We start from the raw sequence: 15,054 nt of genomic DNA on the forward strand, positions 1-15,054 counted from the left end.
CGTCATGTCTTATGCCGTGAAAAATCTGAAGGATGGGGATCGCGAGCTGATCGCGTTCCGCATCGGGGATCAGGAGTTTTGCGTGGACGTCATGTCGGTGCGCGAAATTCGCGGCTGGACGCCGGCAACGGCGATGCCGCACTCGCCATCCTACATGAAGGGCGTCATCAACCTGCGCGGCGCCGTTCTGCCGATCATCGACCTTTCGGCCCGTCTCGGCATGCCCGCGACGGAGCCGACGGCTCGCCACGTCATCATCGTCGCCCAGGTCAACCGCAAGGTTGTCGGCCTGCTCGTCGATGCCGTCTCCGATATACTGACCGTGACCGATGACAACGTTCAGCTGACGCCGGAAATCGCATCCGAACTGCAGCGCCAGTTCGCGCGTGGCGTCCTGGCGATCGATAAGCGGATGATCTGCCTTCTCGAGCTTGAGGCCATTTTCCCGGATACCGAAAGCGAAGCTGCATGAACATGCTGAGCGCAAAAGATGCGAGGCAGGGAAGCCCCGATGAAGTCCTGGCGAGCGGCGAATATCCGCTGACGCGTCGCGATCTCACGGAAATCGCGGCGATGATCTATTCGGATGCGGGTATCTACCTGAACGAGACCAAGGCTTCGCTCGTCTATTCGCGTCTGTCGAAGCACATTCGCAATCTCGGGCTCTCGGGCTTCCGCGAATACTGCTCGCTCGTGTCCTCGCCATCAGGTGCGGCACCGCGTCGTGAGATGCTCTCGCATCTGACGACGAACTTCACCCGCTTCTTCCGCGAAAACCACCATTTCGAGCATCTGCGCGATCACGTGCTGCCGGAGTTGATCCAGCGTGCGAAGATGGGCGGCCGCGTGCGTATCTGGTCAGCAGCGTCTTCCGACGGGCAGGAACCCTATTCGATAGCGCTGACCGTCTTGTCGATGATGCCCAGTATCGCCGACTACGACTTCAAGATCCTGGCGACCGACATCGACCCCAAGATCCTGGCGATCGCCCGCGCCGGCGCCTATGACGAGGGTGCGCTCGAAACCGTCTCGCCCGCCATGCGCAAGCAATGGTTCAGCGAAGTCGAGATCCAGGGGCGCCGCAAGTTCCAGGTGGACGACCGCGTCAAGCGGCTGATCACCTATAATGAGCTGAACCTGATGGCTCAGTGGCCGTTCAAGGGCAAGTTCGACGTTATCTTCTGCCGCAACGTGGTAATCTATTTCGATGAGCCGACCCAGATGAGGATCTGGTCGCGCTTCGCCGAGCTGCTGCCGGAAGGCGGCCACCTCTACATTGGTCATTCCGAACGCGTCTCGGGCGATGCCAAGCATCTCTTCGACAACATCGGCATCACCACCTATCGCTATACCACCAAGGGCATCGGGAGGAAGGCATGAGCGCACCCGCCAGGGTTCTTGTGGTTGACGATTCCGCCACCATGCGCGGATTGATCACCGCTGTCCTCAGTTCCGATCCCGACGTCAGTGTCATCGGCCAGGCCGGCGATGCGCTTGAGGCACGCGAAGCGATCAAGCAGCTGAACCCCGATGTGGTTACGCTCGATATCGAGATGCCGAACATGAACGGCCTCGATTTTCTCGAGAAGATCATGCGGCTGCGACCGATGCCCGTCATCATGGTCTCGACGCTGACGCACCGCGGCGCCGATGCATCGCTGGCGGCGCTTGAGATCGGTGCCTTCGACTGTGTTGGCAAGCCCCAGCCCGGCGACAGCAGGCCGTTCGGCGATCTCGCCGAAAAGGTCAAGGCCGCTGCCCGCGCACAGCGTCGCCAATATACGCAGCCGGCCCCCGTCGTTCCGCCTCCGTCCGTTGCGGAGTATCGCGTGGGCCGAAAGATCGTGGCGATCGGCTCGTCGACCGGTGGCGTCGAGGCGCTGATCACGGTACTGCAGAAGTTCCCGGCCAATTGTCCGCCGACTGTCATCACGCAGCACATGCCGTCGACGTTCACGAAGAGCTTTGCCGAGCGCCTCAACCGTCTGTGCGCGCCAGTGGTTCAGGAAGCGACGGATGGCGCGCGACTTGAGATCGGCAAGATCTACCTGGCCCCCGGCGGCGAGCGCCACCTGCAGGTCGCCAACCCCCATGCGCCCTGCTGCCGCCTCATCGAGCGTGACCCGGTCAATGGCCATCGGCCATCGGTGGATGTCCTGTTTGATTCGGTGGCTGAACTCGCTGGCCGCAACGCCGTTGGTGTCATCCTGACGGGGATGGGCCGCGATGGCGCGGCCGGTCTCCTGAAAATGCGTCATGCCGGCGCACAGACCCTCGGGCAGAACGAAAAGACCTGCGTGGTCTACGGCATGCCGAGAGTCGCCTACGAACTTGGTGCTGTCCAGCATCAGTTGCCGCTGAATGTCATCGGCGAAGAAATCTTGAAAATGACAGCCGCCCGTAAGGAAGGAACTGACTAATGTCACTAGCAGAGAAAATCAAAGTCTTGATCGTCGACGATCAGGTCACCAGCCGCCTGCTGCTCAGCGATGCGCTGACCCAGCTTGGCTTCAAGCAGATCACCTCGGCCGGCGACGGCGAGCAGGGCATGAAGATCATGGCCGCGCAGCCCCACCACCTCGTCATCTCGGACTTCAACATGCCGAAGATGGACGGTCTCGGTCTGCTGCAGGCGGTCCGCAGCAATCCGGCCACCAAGAAGGCGGCATTCATCATCCTCACGGCCCAGGGAGACCGTGCGCTGGTGACCAAGGCAGCGGCGTTGGGCGCCAATAACGTCCTGGCCAAGCCCTTTACCATCGAGAAGATGAAGGCGGCCATCGAGGCCGTATTTGGAGCGCTGAAATGACAATCGAGGTGGCACCCCGCCGCGTTCATATCATTCAGGGCGAATGGAAGGTCCTGAGTGATCCGAATGCGGTGTTGTCGACCATACTTGGCTCATGCGTGGCAGCCTGCCTGCGGGATCCCGTGGCGGGCGTGGGGGGAATGAACCACTTCCTGTTGCCGGGAACCGGAAATACGTCGATGAGCGGCGGGGACGCCACGCGCTACGGCGTCCATCTCATGGAGCTGTTGATCAATGGCTTGCTGAAGCAGGGCGCGCGCCGCGACCGGCTGGAAGCAAAAATCTTCGGTGGAGCGAAGACGATCTCGACATTCTCCAATGTCGGTGAGCAGAACGCGGCCTTCGCCGCCGAGTTCCTGAGGGACGAGGGAATCCCTGTCGTCGGCGGCAGCACCGGCGGCGACCATGGGCGCAAGCTCGAATTTTGGCCCGTGTCGGGAAGAGCACGGCAGTATCCGCTAACCGGAGCGGAAACACAGAGAACCGTCGCGCTGGAACAGCGTCCGGCTCCTGTTCAGAAACCTGTCGAATCCAGCATCGAATTCTTCTGATACGAGGACTGTCAATGACATTGAATGCCCCCATAGAGCCTTCGCCTGTCGAGGCCCTGCCGGATATCCTGATGCGGATCGTTTCCGAACTGCACGACGTCGCCTATCTGATCGAACGCATAGAGCCGCAATTGCTCGACCTCGGCGGTGGCGCCGAATTGCTCAAGTCGCCGGAAAGCATGAAGGTGATGCAGGGCATCGACCTGGCCGTGCAGAAGACCCGCGGACTGGCGGAATTCATCGACACGATCACCAGCGAAATTCCGCAGCATTGGGTCGTCGACGTCGCTACCGCACTCAGCCTCGTCAAGCTCAGCGAAATGCAAAAAGCCCTCGGCGGCGGCGTGCGCCATGGTCACTCCCAGCCCCTGAACAAGGCTGCCGGCGACTTCGACTTTTTTTAAACGGTTCCTTTATAAGGTCCCAAACGAAACGCTCGCACAAGTTTCGGCATCTATCGTGCAATGAGGCAGTAAGCCTGCTTTGTCAGTGATGATCGTGCGAGAACAGAATGAATCTGTTAAATCAATTAGTTCAAATTATTAAGAACTTCAGTTCGTTAGGTCGGAATCGGCTGCTGGCGTTGGCTGGCGTTGGTGTCGTTTCCGTCGCTCTCATTCTTGCCGCGGCATTCATTGTCAACAAACCCGCACAGGAAACTCTCTACGTAGGCCTGGAAACCGCCGATCTCAATCAGATCAGCATGGCGCTTGCCGAAGCCAATATCGGCTTTCAGGTCGGTACTGATGGCAAGAGCATCACCGTGCCCGCTGGCATGACCGGCAAGGCGCGTCTTCTGCTGGCTGAACGCGGCCTGCCGAACAGCGCCAACGCCGGTTACGAGCTCTTCGACAATGTCGGCTCCCTCGGCCTCACCTCGTTCATGCAGGAAGTCACTCGCGTTCGCGCGCTCGAGGGCGAGATCGCCCGGACGATCCAGCAGATCTCCGGCATCAACGCCGCCCGTGTTCACATCGTCATGCCGGAGGTCGGAAACTTCCGAAAGGCCGAGCAGAAGCCGACCGCCTCGGTCATGATCCGAGCGGGGGCCTCGGCTGGCCGCAATGCCGCTTCTTCGATCCGTCACCTCGTCGCCTCGGCCGTGCCGGGGCTTGATGTCGGTGACGTAACCATTCTCGATTCCGCCGGCCAGCTTCTCGCCTCCGGCGACGAAGCCAGCAACAGCTCGCTCAACAAGTCGCTCTCCATCGTACAGAACGTCCAGGGTGAAGTTGAATCCAATATCGACAAGGCGCTCGCACCGTTCCTTGGCATGGACAACTTCCGCTCCAGCGTTACCGCCGATCTCAACACCGACAGCCAGCAGATCCAGGAAACGGTCTACGATCCCGAGTCCAAGGTCGAGCGCTCCGTGCGCAGCACGAAGGAAGCGCAGCAGTCGCAACAGAAGCAGTCGGACAACGCCACGACGGTCGAACAGAACATCCCGCAGGCCGCCCCCGACTCCGGCGGCTCCAACGGACCGGAATCGCAGGACAAGTCCGACAAGAAGGAAGAGCAGACCAACTACGAGATCAACAGCAAGACCACGGCCACCACGCGCAACAGCTACAAGATCGAAAAGCTGTCCATCGCCGTCGTTGTGAACAAGGGGCGTATCGCCCAGATGGTCGGCGAACCTGCCGACCAGGCGAAAGTCGACGCCTACCTTGCCGAAATGCAGAAGATCGTCGCGTCCGCCGCCGGCATCAACGCCGAACGCGGCGACGTCGTCACGGTCACGGCCATGAGCTTCCTGGAGAACCAGCTCCTCGAGGAAACCGGCAGCGGCGTCCGCGTCATGGACATGCTGAGCCGCAATCTTGCAGGCATCATCAACTCGCTCGCCTTCGTCGCCGTCGCCTTCCTGGTGGTATGGATGGGCCTGCGTCCGATGATCCGCAGTGTGGCCGGCGGTGGCACCGCGGCGCTCGGCGACATGTCGCCCGAGAGCGCCGGTCTGGAACTGCCGGACTTCGCACCTGCTGTCGGCGCCGGCGCCGGCGGAGCTCTCATGGATGGCTTCGGCTCCGACTTCGGCTTCGACAGCACCGAAGATCTCCTCAGCCTGGGCGACGACGAAGGCAGCTTCAATCGCCGCGTCAAGGAAGGGCCGGAAAGGAAACTCTCCCGCATGGTCGAGATCAACGAGGAGCGCGCAGCGAAAATCCTCAGGAAATGGGCGGTCGAAAACGCCGCATAATCAAAAGGCCGGGAAACCGGCCTTTTCTTCGGACTGTATTTGAGGACGCGTGTATTGCTGGCTTCGTAACAGGTCAGCCAATACACGTTTTCGTGTTCTATATGACACTCAAAGATGAGTCCGCTCGCCTTTGACGCGAATCGCCTTGTCAGACGGCCTAGAATCAGCGTAACCCGGGCTTACTCAAGAGATAAAAGCGATGTGCGAATCAGCGCACGGAATTCGGCTAAAGTAAATCCCAAGAACTCGGAGATGGCGATATTTTGCTCATGTCGTAGTCTTGGATGATTCGCGGGCAGGTCGTATTTTGTTCAGTAGACCGCGAGTCTAGTATCTGTTGACACCGTTTCCAGGATGCAGGACTTGCCGATGGATATGCATATATTGCAAGCGCTTAGAAGCGACAAGCACACGGCGAATTTCGTTGGGATTGCCACGACGAACCTGTCTTCACGCGAAGAGCTGATCAATCAACTGCGCGATGTCTCTGGCACGGCAAGGTTGCAGCCGGGACTACGAGCGCTGACGGATTATGTCGGCGCCTCTCATTACCTGCTTGCCCGCGCCGATCTGGTGCAGGAAGCAGGTCTCGATTTCGTCGTTTCGTCCGATTGGCCTTTCGATCTCGTCACCAGCCTTGCCGGCACTTTCGTTGGCGGCTTTGCCCGCGCCACGGAACTGGAAAAATGCATGCAGCTTTTCCAGCCGACCTTTTCTATTCTTCCTGAGACGGCCGACGTGCCTGATGGTGCGAGCCGCCAATATTGCTCCCTCCTTTTCAACGTCGGGCGCTCGAGGCTCGCATTGATGTTCCTGTTCGACGACGGTTTCATCCTGTCGCAGGAGCGGCTGAGGGATGTGGGGCTCCTGACGGCCTATTTCGCGAGCTTCTTGCAATGCGGCGGCAGCAAGTCGGATCGCGAGTTCGAGCTGACCGAGCGCGAGCTGGAATGCCTGTTCTGGATTGCCGAGGGCAAGACGAGCGATGAAATCGCGATGATTCTCGGCATCTCGCGCAACACGATCAATAACTACATCACCAGCGTGATGCGTAAGACGGCCACGAAAACCCGCTCGGAAGCCATTGCTTTTGCGGTCCGGAATAATCTGGTCTGAGAGGCGGCGTCATGGAGTACGTAATGGGCAGATCGCTAGGCAATGCGGATATGGGTCGGACCGCTCGGACCAATAAGGTTACGAGCCGCTCGGACCTCTTTCCCCGGCTGATTGCCATGCAGAAGCTGGCCGATGCCCAGAACTTCGCAGTCTATCGGCTTAGCGGAGCCGGTCTACCCTCAAAGCAGCGGCTCATCTGCGAACTCGAGAACTGGGGGCCCGCCAATCCGGGCTTCGCCAAGGCCTTTGCGGATGCCTACGGCGACGCAATGATCGAACATCTCGACAAGTCTCTCCTGCCTTTGAGCTGGGCTGGCGGTCACGATCGCGCGGCGCCGGGCCTAGATGGCATCACACCTTTCATGTCGCGGCTGAAGGACGGCCTGCTGCCGTTTTCGGGCATTGCCTTTCCTGTCCGCCTCGGTGCCGTCGGAAACGGCTTCGTCGTCTTCTCCGGCGACGATATCGATCCGTCGAGCGACATGATCGTGGAACTGCATGCCCGCTCCTGCCAGATCATGATCGATCTGCTTTCGCTCGACGAGCGCCGTGCCGCCACCGCCGAAGCTTTGAGCGAACGCGAGATCGCTTGTCTGCAGCTTGCCGGCGATGGCCGCATAAGCGAAGAGATCGCCGACAGACTCGGGTTGTCGGTCCACACCGTCAACGCCTATCTCGGTTCTGCGACGATCAAGCTCGATTCGGTCAACCGTATCCAGGCGATCGCCAAGGCGATAAGGCTCGGCTACATCAGCTAAATGACGAGGTCGGCCGAATTTTCGTTCGGCCTGCTGTCAGTCTCGTGAGCGCATGGATCAGCTGGCCATAGCCTGCAATGGTTCGACATTGTAGCGCGACTGGCGGAGACTTTGCTCCAGGTAGGCCGTGTTCTCGTCGGGATCGTCCGACGCGTTCTGGAACGCGATATGATTGATCTCGATGCCCGCATGCTCCTCTGCAAGCGTAAGCTGCGCGTAGACAGTAACGCCGCGCGGCTTGATTTCGAGGTCGAGGACGACCTCGGGCTTACCTCCCCATTCCAATGTGTAGCTGCCTCCATGGCCGAAATTCACCGTCCCCGGGTGAAAGAAGAGCTCGGCCGCGGAGGAAACCAGATCGGATAGATTGCCATAATACTCGAAGCGCAAAAGGGAAATGAGGTCCGAAGCGTCCAGAAGCCGTAATTCGGTGGCAACCGGGCTGATCGCTTCAGCTAGGATTTTTTCACGCTGGGCAGAGTAGGGGCATTTTTTCATTCGACTTATCTTACCCGTTTGTTCTTTGCTTGCGCCGCGTAAACCCGATGAATGAGCTCCGCGACGGCCTTGTAAAATACAGACGGGATGACACTATCCACCGAGACTTGCGCAAACATGGAGCGTGCAAGTGGCGGATCTTCGAACACGGGAATGCCGTTGGTCTCGGCGATCTCCCTGATTTTCAATGCAATAAGGTCCTGGCCCTTAGCAACCACGATGGGCGCGTCGTTTTCCTCGCGCACATAACGCAACGCGACGGCGAAGTGAGTCGGGTTGGCGATCACCATGGTGGCGCGCGGCACGTTGCCCATCATGCGGCGCCTTGCGCGGTCGCGCATGAGCGAGCGCTGGCGGCTCTTGACGAAAGGGTCACCCTGCGACTGCTTGTTCTCCTCCTTCACTTCGTGGCGGGTCATCTTCAACTCGGTGAACCAGTGGTAGCGGGTCCAGAAGAAGTCGGCGATAGCGACGATGGCGGTGGCGAACAGCACGACGATCGTGATCTTGCGCATCGCCGACATCATGTGGGTGAAGATCGTCGAGGGATCGGAGAACATCGCATCGATCGCGCCGAAATACTCGCTTTTCAGCACGAAAAAGATGATGACGCCGACAATAACGATCTTCGCCAGCGACTTGCCGAACTCGATCAGGCCCGGCAGGCTGAAGATGCGGGTCCAGCCCTTGGCCGGCGAGATGCGCGAGACCTGGGGACGAATGCGCTCGAGCACCGGTGTCGGCAAATGCTGGGAGATCGAGGCGATGAGCCCGAAGGACATGAAGAGAAGAAAGGCCGGGGTCAGCAACGCGCCACATACCCATCCGAGATGGATGAAGAGTGAAAGCACATCCGGGCCGGTTTCGATCTTCCACTGATCCGGCTGCTCGAAGATGTCCTTCAGCTCCGCGCCTACCTTGAGCATGCCGTCTGGCAGGAAGAAGATGATGTAGACGAAGGTGGCGAGAACGGTGGCGAAAAGCGGCACTTCGCGTGAGAAGGGTAGGTTGCCTTTCTCGGCAGCGTCGCCTTTCTTTTTCGCTGTAGGATCTTCTGTTTTGCTGTCCTTGTCGTCGTCAGCCAACGGCGAGGCCCTCCATCAAATGAAACGGCCGCGGCAATGCGCGGCCTTTTCCAAAGGGTATCTCTCTTTTGCCGCCACGATCAACCGTGGCGCGGGAGTGCAGGGGCTTCGTGCACAACAACAGCGGCTTAAGCCGCCGCCGCACCTTCGCCCTCGGTTTCCTTGAGCTGGATCTGGCCAGAATTGGACAACCGAATCGCTTCCTGGGCGATCGCGCGGCGCGCGATGGCGATCTCGCGTGGATTGATTCCGGTCGTGCCGCTCTGCAGATCCGATTCGATCATTCTGCGCTGACGCGGGCTGATCGAGGCGAGGACCGTCTCGCGCATTTCCGCGGAGGATCCGCGCAGCGACATGGTCAGGATATCTGCCGAGACGTCGTTCAGCAGCATGACGCGGCTGCGCTGCGGGATGAGCAGGAGGTCTTCGAAGAGGAAGATCTTCGGGCGAACCTTGTTGACCGATTCGCGGCTGATCGATTCGAGCGAGGTGAGCAGGGTATCGACCTGCGGCTTGTCCATCTCGTTCATCAGTTCGGCGACCTTCGTCGAGCCGATCGAGTTCTTCTCGGCGTCGATTTCGGCGAGCAGGTTCACGACCTGCTTTTCGATGATCTGTGCGGCCTTGGGGCTGACGGACTTCAGGTTGACTGTACGGTTCATGATGTCGGCGCGCCGGCCGTCGGGGATCTGCATCAGCACCTTGGCGCCGAAGGACGATGGCATCATGGAAAGGATGTAGGCGACGGTCTGCGGATGTTCGCGCAGCAGGAACTTGCCGATAAAGGCCGGGTCGCCTTCGCCGAGTCGATCCCAAATGGAGGTTTCGTAGGCCTGGAAGGTTGTGCGGCGTCCGAGCAGGCTGTCGACCTCGTCGGGGGTCAGGCCCTCTTCAAGAATGCTTTCGATCGCCTTGGCGTTGTCCATGAGGCCGGCACCCTCGGTGAACAGGTCCTCGAACTCTGCGACGAGTCCGAGGAGTTCATCCGGGGGGATGGCGCGCAGCGTCTGAGCCGATCCGATGATCGTCTGCAGCTCGGCCTGCGTGAAATATTTCAACAGCCTGCCAGCAACCCCTTTCCCCATGGCGAGGAGTACGGCCGCTGCTTTCTCAGCCTGGGTCAACGGTTTCTCGGCAAGAGCGCCGCCGAAATCGTCAAAGTCCATCATGGTCTAACCTCTCCGTCCCTACACCGGGATCAGGCTTTTTTCGTACTCAGAACTTCTATCAGTTTGACACCGAAACGGGTGTCGTCATTCTCCAGGACGGTAATCTCGCCGCGTCCGATCTTGCGGCCGTTTACCATGATTTCGACCGGCTCGCCGATCTTCTTGTCGAGCGCGATGGTCGCGCCTTCGTTGAGATTCATCAACCCCGAAACCTGCATGCGGCTGCTGCCGAGCATGATCTGCACATCGATCGGGATGTCCATGATCAGGTCGAGGTTCGACTGCATGGCACTGCCGAGCGGCGCGGGTTCCGAGGGGGACGCGCCGAACGACGTATCGCCGAAATCCGAAGAGCCGCCGAAGTCGGATGTGCCACCGAAATCGGAGCCGCCGAAGGCCGTGTCGGCGCTGTCGTCGAGGCCGCCAAAGGCCGAAAGGTCGGTGCCGCCGCTGAATGCGTCGGAATCGCCGAGGTCGGGCAGGCCGCCGTCGGAATCTGTCTTCAGAACGCCGCGCAGATCGTCGATGGCCTGGTCGAGTTCGGCTTCATTGCCGGGCAGGTCCATCGAAAGGTCGTCGTTCTTTGGTGTTTTCTTCGTCGCCATGAAATCACTATTCCAGTTGAAACTTGCCTCAAGCTGCCGTCCGGCAGATCGGTGGAAAATGCCTCAATTCATCAAGTGGCGGATGAGCTCGTCATCCGAACTAATCGTATCCTTCACACGGACGGTATAATTCTCGCCCGAACGCCCGAACTCGCACACATACAACTCCTTGCTGTTGGCGCTGACATCGACGCGAACGTCGCCAATATCGTGAAATGGGATCACGTCGCCTGCCGCAAGTTTGGAGATCGTCCGCAGTGTCAGGTCCTGCAGCCGGATCTTGGCATCGAGCGTGACGTTTGAACGGCGGACCTGTTCGCTCAGCTGGTCGGTCCACTCGGCTGATTTGGCGGACTGGTTCTTCGCCTTCGGTGCCGCGACCGTCGTCTTGAGGAGAGCGGCCTGGGGCACGACGAGCGCAAAATCGGATGTGATGCCAGCGAGCGTGATTGACATGTTGATCGTCGCGGCGAACTCGTCGGCCTTGTCGTCGGTCGGCTTCGGCCGCTCCTCGCCCGCATGCGGCGGCTCCAGCGTCGGTTCGAAACCGCCGGGCGCGTTGACGGCGGAGCGCAGCACGTTGGCGATCTTGTCGAACACGGTAACGGCGAGATCCCGCTCGATGACCGAAAGCAGCCGGTCGGCCGGCGGCTCGATGGTCTCGGGCGTTGCGCCCAGCAGATGCTCCATCAGTGTGATGATGAAGCCGTTGCCGCAGGACAGCGTGATATTCTGCGACCAGTTGCGCAATGTCGCGTCGACCAGCGTGATGTTGTCGCCGAGGTCGGCGATCAGGTCGTTCTTGTAGCCGCTGTCGCAGCCGAGATAGGCGACGGCGACGTCGACATCCGTCTCGCTCTTGATGACATCGGGCAGGAACTCGCTGTAGACGAGGCCGAAAGCCGCACAGATCTTGTCGATCGTCGCCTTGTCGCCGAGCCTGCCGGTCAGCTTTGCGAGGAGGGCATCGTCCATCGGGGAGTTGCTTTGAGCGCTCATATCCTTATGCCGCCTTGTTCTCGCCGCCCGGGTTCATCATTTCCTGCTCGACCGAGTCGATCGACGGCCGCTCGTAGTTGGAGATCGTCTTGCGTCCGTATTCGAGCGCGACCTGCGGAACCGAGCCGTTCATGTAGGCCAGCAGGGTTTGCTTGACTATGATGTAGAGGCGGTGCTGCTTGTTGCGGACGATCTTGATCTGTGAGGTCAACGGGTTACACAGGCAATAGGACAGAAAGATACCGAGCATCGTGCCGACGAGAGCGGCACCGATCAGGCCGCCGAGCACCTCCGGCGACTCGTTGATCTTGGCCATGGCCTTGATGACGCCGAGAACGGCGGCGATGATACCGATGGCCGGAAAGCTGTCGCCGACTGCCGTTATCGAATGATACGGCTTCATCTTGTCGTGCATCATCGTTTCGATTTCCTCGTCCATCAGCGCCTCGATCTCGTGGCTGCGGGCGTTGCCGATGATGATGAGCCGAACATAATCGCATATGAAGGACGTAAGCTCTTTGTTCTTGAGCACTGTTGGAGCCGACTGGAAGATCGGGGATTCGTCTGGATTGTCGATATGGGCTTCGATCTCGTTGCGCGACTTGGTGCGCAGGTCGCGCATCAGCGAGTAAAGAACGCCAAGCACATCGAGATAATGACGCTCTTTCGGGACCGCGTGCTTAAATGCTTCGGCAATTGCCTTGCCCGAATCCTTTACGACTTTCAGCGGGTTGCCCATGATGAAGGCGCCGACGCCCGCGCCACCGATGATCACCAGTTCGAACGGCTGGATGAGCGCTTGCACATGCCCGCCCATCGCCATGAAGCCACCAATAATGCAGCCGACGGTAATTACAAATCCGATAATGATATTCATCGTCAGTCCAAACCCGATCGTTATTTTCAACTGAAGGGATAGGGCTGCTGGCTTGCGTGAGGCTGATGGTTGGCCGCCCGCGTCGGGCTTTCTCGGTACCAGTTTCGCGCAAGGAACCGTTGGCAGATTGAGGAAGACGAATGGGCACCCGTGCCTGTTTTTGACATGCCGTCTTAGCGAGATCCGAGTTCGAATTCCACGAAACCGGCTTCGTTCCGTTCATCGCCAATGCCAGGAGCCTACCGAGATGCAATCCGGTCTTTATGTTTCACTGTCGTCGCAGATCGCACTCGAACGTCGCCTCACCACCATCGCCGACAACATGGCGAACGTGAACACGACGGGCTTCCGCGCTACCGAGGTGAAATTCGACGAGATGCTGGGCAACACCGGCAACAAGATCAATGCCAAGGTTGCTTACGTGTCTCAAGGCAACGACTACCTTTCCGGCGACAACGGCGAACTGCAGCAGACCGGCAACATGCTCGACTTCGCTGTCAAGGGCGATGCCTGGTTCGCGCTCGAGACGCCTGCCGGCCGCGTCTTGACGAAGGACGGCCGTTTTACGATGACCGACAATGGCCAGCTGGTTTCCGTTCGCGGCTATCCTGTACTCGATGCCGGCGGCGCTCCGATCCAGCTGAATACGGCGGGCGGCGAGCCGAAGGTTGGCTCCGATGGTCTCATGTATCAGGACGGCAAGCAGATCGGCTCCCTCGGCCTTTTCGAGGCCGATATCAGCAAGGGCTATCTGCGTTACGAAAACAGCGGCATCATGACGACCCAGGCGCCGCAGGCCGTGACCGACCGCTTCAACGTTGGCGTTCGTCAGGGCTATGTCGAGAATTCCAACGTCAACGCGATGCGCGAAATCACGCAGCTGATCGAAGTCAACCGCGCGTTCGAGAGCATGACGTCGCTCAGCAAGGACAGCGAAGCCTCCTTCAGCGAAGCGATCAAGACGCTTGGCGGCAGCCGCTAGCGGAGTTAGCCGATGAGCCATACTCCGCTTTCCGAAAGCGTTCTTTCACCGAAGCTCCCGCATCTGGCGAGCCTGGTCGCGCGCTACACCAGTCCGGATTTTCTGGTTGCCCCCGGCGGCCACGTACAGACGATCGCCGCCGGCCACTACACGGTGAGCGGCCTCTCGCGGCATGTGCGGCTGGGCGAATTCGTGGCGCACAAATCGGCGACCGGTGTCCATCTCGGCGAAGTCGTTCGCGTCGAGCCGGAACTCACTTACGTCTGCCCGATCGAACCCGGCGAGCCGATCGGTATCCACGACACCGTCATTCGCAAGGGTGCGTTCCGCATCTCGCCGGATGACAGCTGGTGCGGCCGCACGATCAGCTCTCTCTGCGAGCCCATTGATGGCCTCGGGCCCATCGTCGATGGCCTCAGCCGACGCTCGATCTCCAATACCGCGCCACCTTCAATGACGCGAAAGCGCGTCGAAACGGGCTTCAAGACCGGCGTGCGCGCCATCGATCTCTTCTCGCCGCTCTGCCTTGGCCAGCGTCTGGGCATTTTCGCCGGCTCCGGCGTCGGCAAGTCCACGCTTCTGTCGATGCTTGCCCGTGCGCACGCCTTCGACAAGGTGGTGATCGCGCTCGTCGGTGAACGCGGTCGCGAAGTGCGTGAATTCATCGAGGATACGCTCGGCGAGGACATGAAGAAGTCGATCGCCGTCGTCGCCACCAGCGACGAAAGCCCGATGCTGCGCAAGATGGCGCCGCTGACCGCGGTGACGATCGCCGAGCACTTCCGCGATCAGGGCGACAACGTGCTTCTGATCATCGACAGTGTCACGCGCTTCGCCCACGCAATCCGCGAAGTGGCGACCGCTTCCGGCGAGCCACCGATCGCGCGCGGTTATCCGGCGTCCGTCTTCACCGAACTGCCGCGCCTGCTCGAGCGCGCCGGTCCCGGTCCTGAAGGCACCGGCACCATCACCGCTATCATCTCGATCCTCGTTGACGGTGACAATCACAACGATCCGATCGCCGACTCGACCCGCGGCATTCTCGACGGCCATCTCGTCTTGCAGCGCAGCCTCGCCGAGGAGGGCCGCTATCCGCCGATCGATCCGCTGGCCTCGATCTCGCGTCTCGCTCGCAAGGCCTGGACGCCGGACCAGGAGAAGCTCGTGTCGCGGTTGAAGACGCTTATTCACCGCTTCGAGGAGACGCGCGACCTTCGTCTGATTGGTGGCTACCGGCAGGGCGCCGACCCGGATCTCGACATGGCCGTCAAGCAGGTGCCGATTATCTATGACGTCCTCAAGCAATCACCGGGCGAACCCGGTTCTCCTGATTCCTTCGCCGACCTTGCCACCGCTTTGAAGGCTGCCGCCGGCATCGGTAACCAGCCTGTCCGCAGATAGA

General features: G+C 60.0%; 17 protein-coding genes. 11 read left to right on the forward strand and 6 right to left on the reverse strand.

Annotated features, from left to right (window positions below):
* Nucleotides 1–4 precede the first annotated feature (4 nt).
* The 9 genes from QTL95_RS10735 (at nucleotide 5) to visR (ending at nucleotide 7,437) form a co-directional block, all read left to right on the forward strand.
* The gene (locus tag QTL95_RS10735; protein WP_289719955.1) at nucleotides 5–472 is read left to right on the forward strand and encodes a chemotaxis protein CheW; all 468 of its coding nucleotides are present in this window, start codon (nucleotides 5–7) and stop codon (nucleotides 470–472) included.
* Nucleotides 469–1,380, forward strand: a complete 912-nt coding sequence (gene cheR / locus QTL95_RS10740; protein WP_289719956.1) for a protein-glutamate O-methyltransferase CheR — start codon at nucleotides 469–471, stop codon at nucleotides 1,378–1,380. Before QTL95_RS10735 ends, cheR begins: the two co-directional genes overlap by 4 nt.
* A complete protein-coding gene (gene cheB / locus QTL95_RS10745; protein ID WP_289719957.1) occupies nucleotides 1,377–2,420 on the forward strand; it encodes a protein-glutamate O-methylesterase CheB in 1,044 nt (347 codons plus the stop codon). Before cheR ends, cheB begins: the two co-directional genes overlap by 4 nt.
* The gene (locus QTL95_RS10750) at nucleotides 2,420–2,809 is read left to right on the forward strand and encodes a response regulator (protein ID WP_037187482.1); all 390 of its coding nucleotides are present in this window, start codon (nucleotides 2,420–2,422) and stop codon (nucleotides 2,807–2,809) included. Before cheB ends, QTL95_RS10750 begins: the two co-directional genes overlap by 1 nt.
* Entirely contained in the window at nucleotides 2,806–3,360 is a 555-nt protein-coding gene (gene cheD, locus QTL95_RS10755) for a chemoreceptor glutamine deamidase CheD (RefSeq protein WP_289719958.1), read from the forward strand. Before QTL95_RS10750 ends, cheD begins: the two co-directional genes overlap by 4 nt.
* A gap of 14 nt (nucleotides 3,361–3,374) precedes the next feature.
* On the forward strand, nucleotides 3,375–3,764 hold the full coding sequence (gene cheT / locus QTL95_RS10760) for a chemotaxis protein CheT (protein ID WP_289719959.1): 390 nt from the start codon (nucleotides 3,375–3,377) through the stop codon (nucleotides 3,762–3,764).
* Nucleotides 3,765–3,871: 107 nt separating this feature from the next.
* Nucleotides 3,872–5,563 carry a flagellar basal-body MS-ring/collar protein FliF gene (gene fliF, locus QTL95_RS10765; RefSeq protein ID WP_289719960.1) on the forward strand — a complete coding sequence of 564 codons (1,692 nt, stop codon included), beginning with the start codon at nucleotides 3,872–3,874 and terminating at the stop codon, nucleotides 5,561–5,563.
* A 369-nt stretch (nucleotides 5,564–5,932) separates the two neighbouring features.
* A complete protein-coding gene (gene visN, locus QTL95_RS10770; RefSeq protein ID WP_289719961.1) occupies nucleotides 5,933–6,679 on the forward strand; it encodes a transcriptional regulator VisN in 747 nt (248 codons plus the stop codon).
* Nucleotides 6,680–6,690: 11 nt separating this feature from the next.
* Complete coding sequence (gene visR / locus QTL95_RS10775; protein WP_289719962.1) at nucleotides 6,691–7,437, forward strand: transcriptional regulator VisR; 747 nt, start codon at nucleotides 6,691–6,693, stop codon at nucleotides 7,435–7,437.
* A gap of 57 nt (nucleotides 7,438–7,494) precedes the next feature.
* Here visR and QTL95_RS10780 read toward each other — a convergent pair whose 3' ends face one another.
* From QTL95_RS10780 to motA, 6 genes are all read right to left on the reverse strand, one after another.
* Nucleotides 7,495–7,935 carry a hypothetical protein gene (locus QTL95_RS10780; protein WP_289719963.1) on the reverse strand — a complete coding sequence of 147 codons (441 nt, stop codon included), beginning with the start codon at nucleotides 7,933–7,935 and terminating at the stop codon, nucleotides 7,495–7,497.
* 5 nt (nucleotides 7,936–7,940) lie between these two features.
* Entirely contained in the window at nucleotides 7,941–9,020 is a 1,080-nt protein-coding gene (gene flhB / locus QTL95_RS10785; protein ID WP_289719964.1) for a flagellar biosynthesis protein FlhB, read from the reverse strand.
* Between the two features lie 128 nt (nucleotides 9,021–9,148).
* On the reverse strand, nucleotides 9,149–10,189 hold the full coding sequence (gene fliG / locus QTL95_RS10790) for a flagellar motor switch protein FliG (RefSeq protein WP_289719965.1): 1,041 nt from the start codon (nucleotides 10,187–10,189) through the stop codon (nucleotides 9,149–9,151).
* A gap of 29 nt (nucleotides 10,190–10,218) precedes the next feature.
* Nucleotides 10,219–10,794: a flagellar motor switch protein FliN gene (gene fliN, locus QTL95_RS10795; protein ID WP_289719966.1), complete on the reverse strand. Its 576-nt coding sequence runs from the start codon at nucleotides 10,792–10,794 to the stop codon at nucleotides 10,219–10,221.
* Between the two features lie 63 nt (nucleotides 10,795–10,857).
* Nucleotides 10,858–11,769 carry a FliM/FliN family flagellar motor switch protein gene (locus QTL95_RS10800; RefSeq protein WP_442981283.1) on the reverse strand — a complete coding sequence of 304 codons (912 nt, stop codon included), beginning with the start codon at nucleotides 11,767–11,769 and terminating at the stop codon, nucleotides 10,858–10,860.
* Nucleotides 11,770–11,797: 28 nt separating this feature from the next.
* Nucleotides 11,798–12,670 (reverse strand): flagellar motor stator protein MotA, encoded by an 873-nt coding sequence (gene motA / locus QTL95_RS10805; protein WP_289719968.1) that lies wholly within the window; start codon nucleotides 12,668–12,670, stop codon nucleotides 11,798–11,800.
* Between the two features lie 247 nt (nucleotides 12,671–12,917).
* Here motA and flgF point away from each other — a divergent pair, with 247 nt between their 5' ends.
* Together flgF and fliI are read left to right on the forward strand one after the other, a co-directional pair.
* Nucleotides 12,918–13,652, forward strand: coding sequence for a flagellar basal-body rod protein FlgF (gene flgF, locus QTL95_RS10810; protein ID WP_289719969.1), 735 nt, complete (start codon nucleotides 12,918–12,920; stop codon nucleotides 13,650–13,652).
* Nucleotides 13,653–13,664: 12 nt separating this feature from the next.
* On the forward strand, nucleotides 13,665–15,053 hold the full coding sequence (gene fliI, locus QTL95_RS10815; RefSeq protein WP_289719970.1) for a flagellar protein export ATPase FliI: 1,389 nt from the start codon (nucleotides 13,665–13,667) through the stop codon (nucleotides 15,051–15,053).
* Nucleotide 15,054 lies beyond the last annotated feature (1 nt).

This window comes from Rhizobium sp. S152, from assembly GCF_030380735.1.
In the GTDB taxonomy this organism is placed as follows: domain Bacteria; phylum Pseudomonadota; class Alphaproteobacteria; order Rhizobiales; family Rhizobiaceae; genus Rhizobium.

What these genes read in the sequence shown, in the direction of transcription:
- QTL95_RS10735 (WP_289719955.1), top strand. Translation starts at nt 5, where the DNA reads ATGTCTTATGCCGTGAAAAATCTGAAGGATGGGGATCGCGAGCTGATC.
- cheR (WP_289719956.1), top strand. Translation starts at nt 469, where the DNA reads ATGAACATGCTGAGCGCAAAAGATGCGAGGCAGGGAAGCCCCGATGAA.
- cheB (WP_289719957.1), top strand. Translation starts at nt 1,377, where the DNA reads ATGAGCGCACCCGCCAGGGTTCTTGTGGTTGACGATTCCGCCACCATG.
- QTL95_RS10750 (WP_037187482.1), top strand. Translation starts at nt 2,420, where the DNA reads ATGTCACTAGCAGAGAAAATCAAAGTCTTGATCGTCGACGATCAGGTC.
- cheD (WP_289719958.1), top strand. Translation starts at nt 2,806, where the DNA reads ATGACAATCGAGGTGGCACCCCGCCGCGTTCATATCATTCAGGGCGAA.
- cheT (WP_289719959.1), top strand. Translation starts at nt 3,375, where the DNA reads ATGACATTGAATGCCCCCATAGAGCCTTCGCCTGTCGAGGCCCTGCCG.
- fliF (WP_289719960.1), top strand. Translation starts at nt 3,872, where the DNA reads ATGAATCTGTTAAATCAATTAGTTCAAATTATTAAGAACTTCAGTTCG.
- visN (WP_289719961.1), top strand. Translation starts at nt 5,933, where the DNA reads ATGGATATGCATATATTGCAAGCGCTTAGAAGCGACAAGCACACGGCG.
- visR (WP_289719962.1), top strand. Translation starts at nt 6,691, where the DNA reads ATGGAGTACGTAATGGGCAGATCGCTAGGCAATGCGGATATGGGTCGG.
- QTL95_RS10780 (WP_289719963.1), bottom strand. Translation starts at nt 7,935, where the DNA reads ATGAAAAAATGCCCCTACTCTGCCCAGCGTGAAAAAATCCTAGCTGAA.
- fliG (WP_289719965.1), bottom strand. Translation starts at nt 10,189, where the DNA reads ATGATGGACTTTGACGATTTCGGCGGCGCTCTTGCCGAGAAACCGTTG.
- fliN (WP_289719966.1), bottom strand. Translation starts at nt 10,794, where the DNA reads ATGGCGACGAAGAAAACACCAAAGAACGACGACCTTTCGATGGACCTG.
- QTL95_RS10800 (WP_442981283.1), bottom strand. Translation starts at nt 11,769, where the DNA reads ATGGACGATGCCCTCCTCGCAAAGCTGACCGGCAGGCTCGGCGACAAG.
- motA (WP_289719968.1), bottom strand. Translation starts at nt 12,670, where the DNA reads ATGAATATCATTATCGGATTTGTAATTACCGTCGGCTGCATTATTGGT.
- flgF (WP_289719969.1), top strand. Translation starts at nt 12,918, where the DNA reads ATGCAATCCGGTCTTTATGTTTCACTGTCGTCGCAGATCGCACTCGAA.
- fliI (WP_289719970.1), top strand. Translation starts at nt 13,665, where the DNA reads ATGAGCCATACTCCGCTTTCCGAAAGCGTTCTTTCACCGAAGCTCCCG.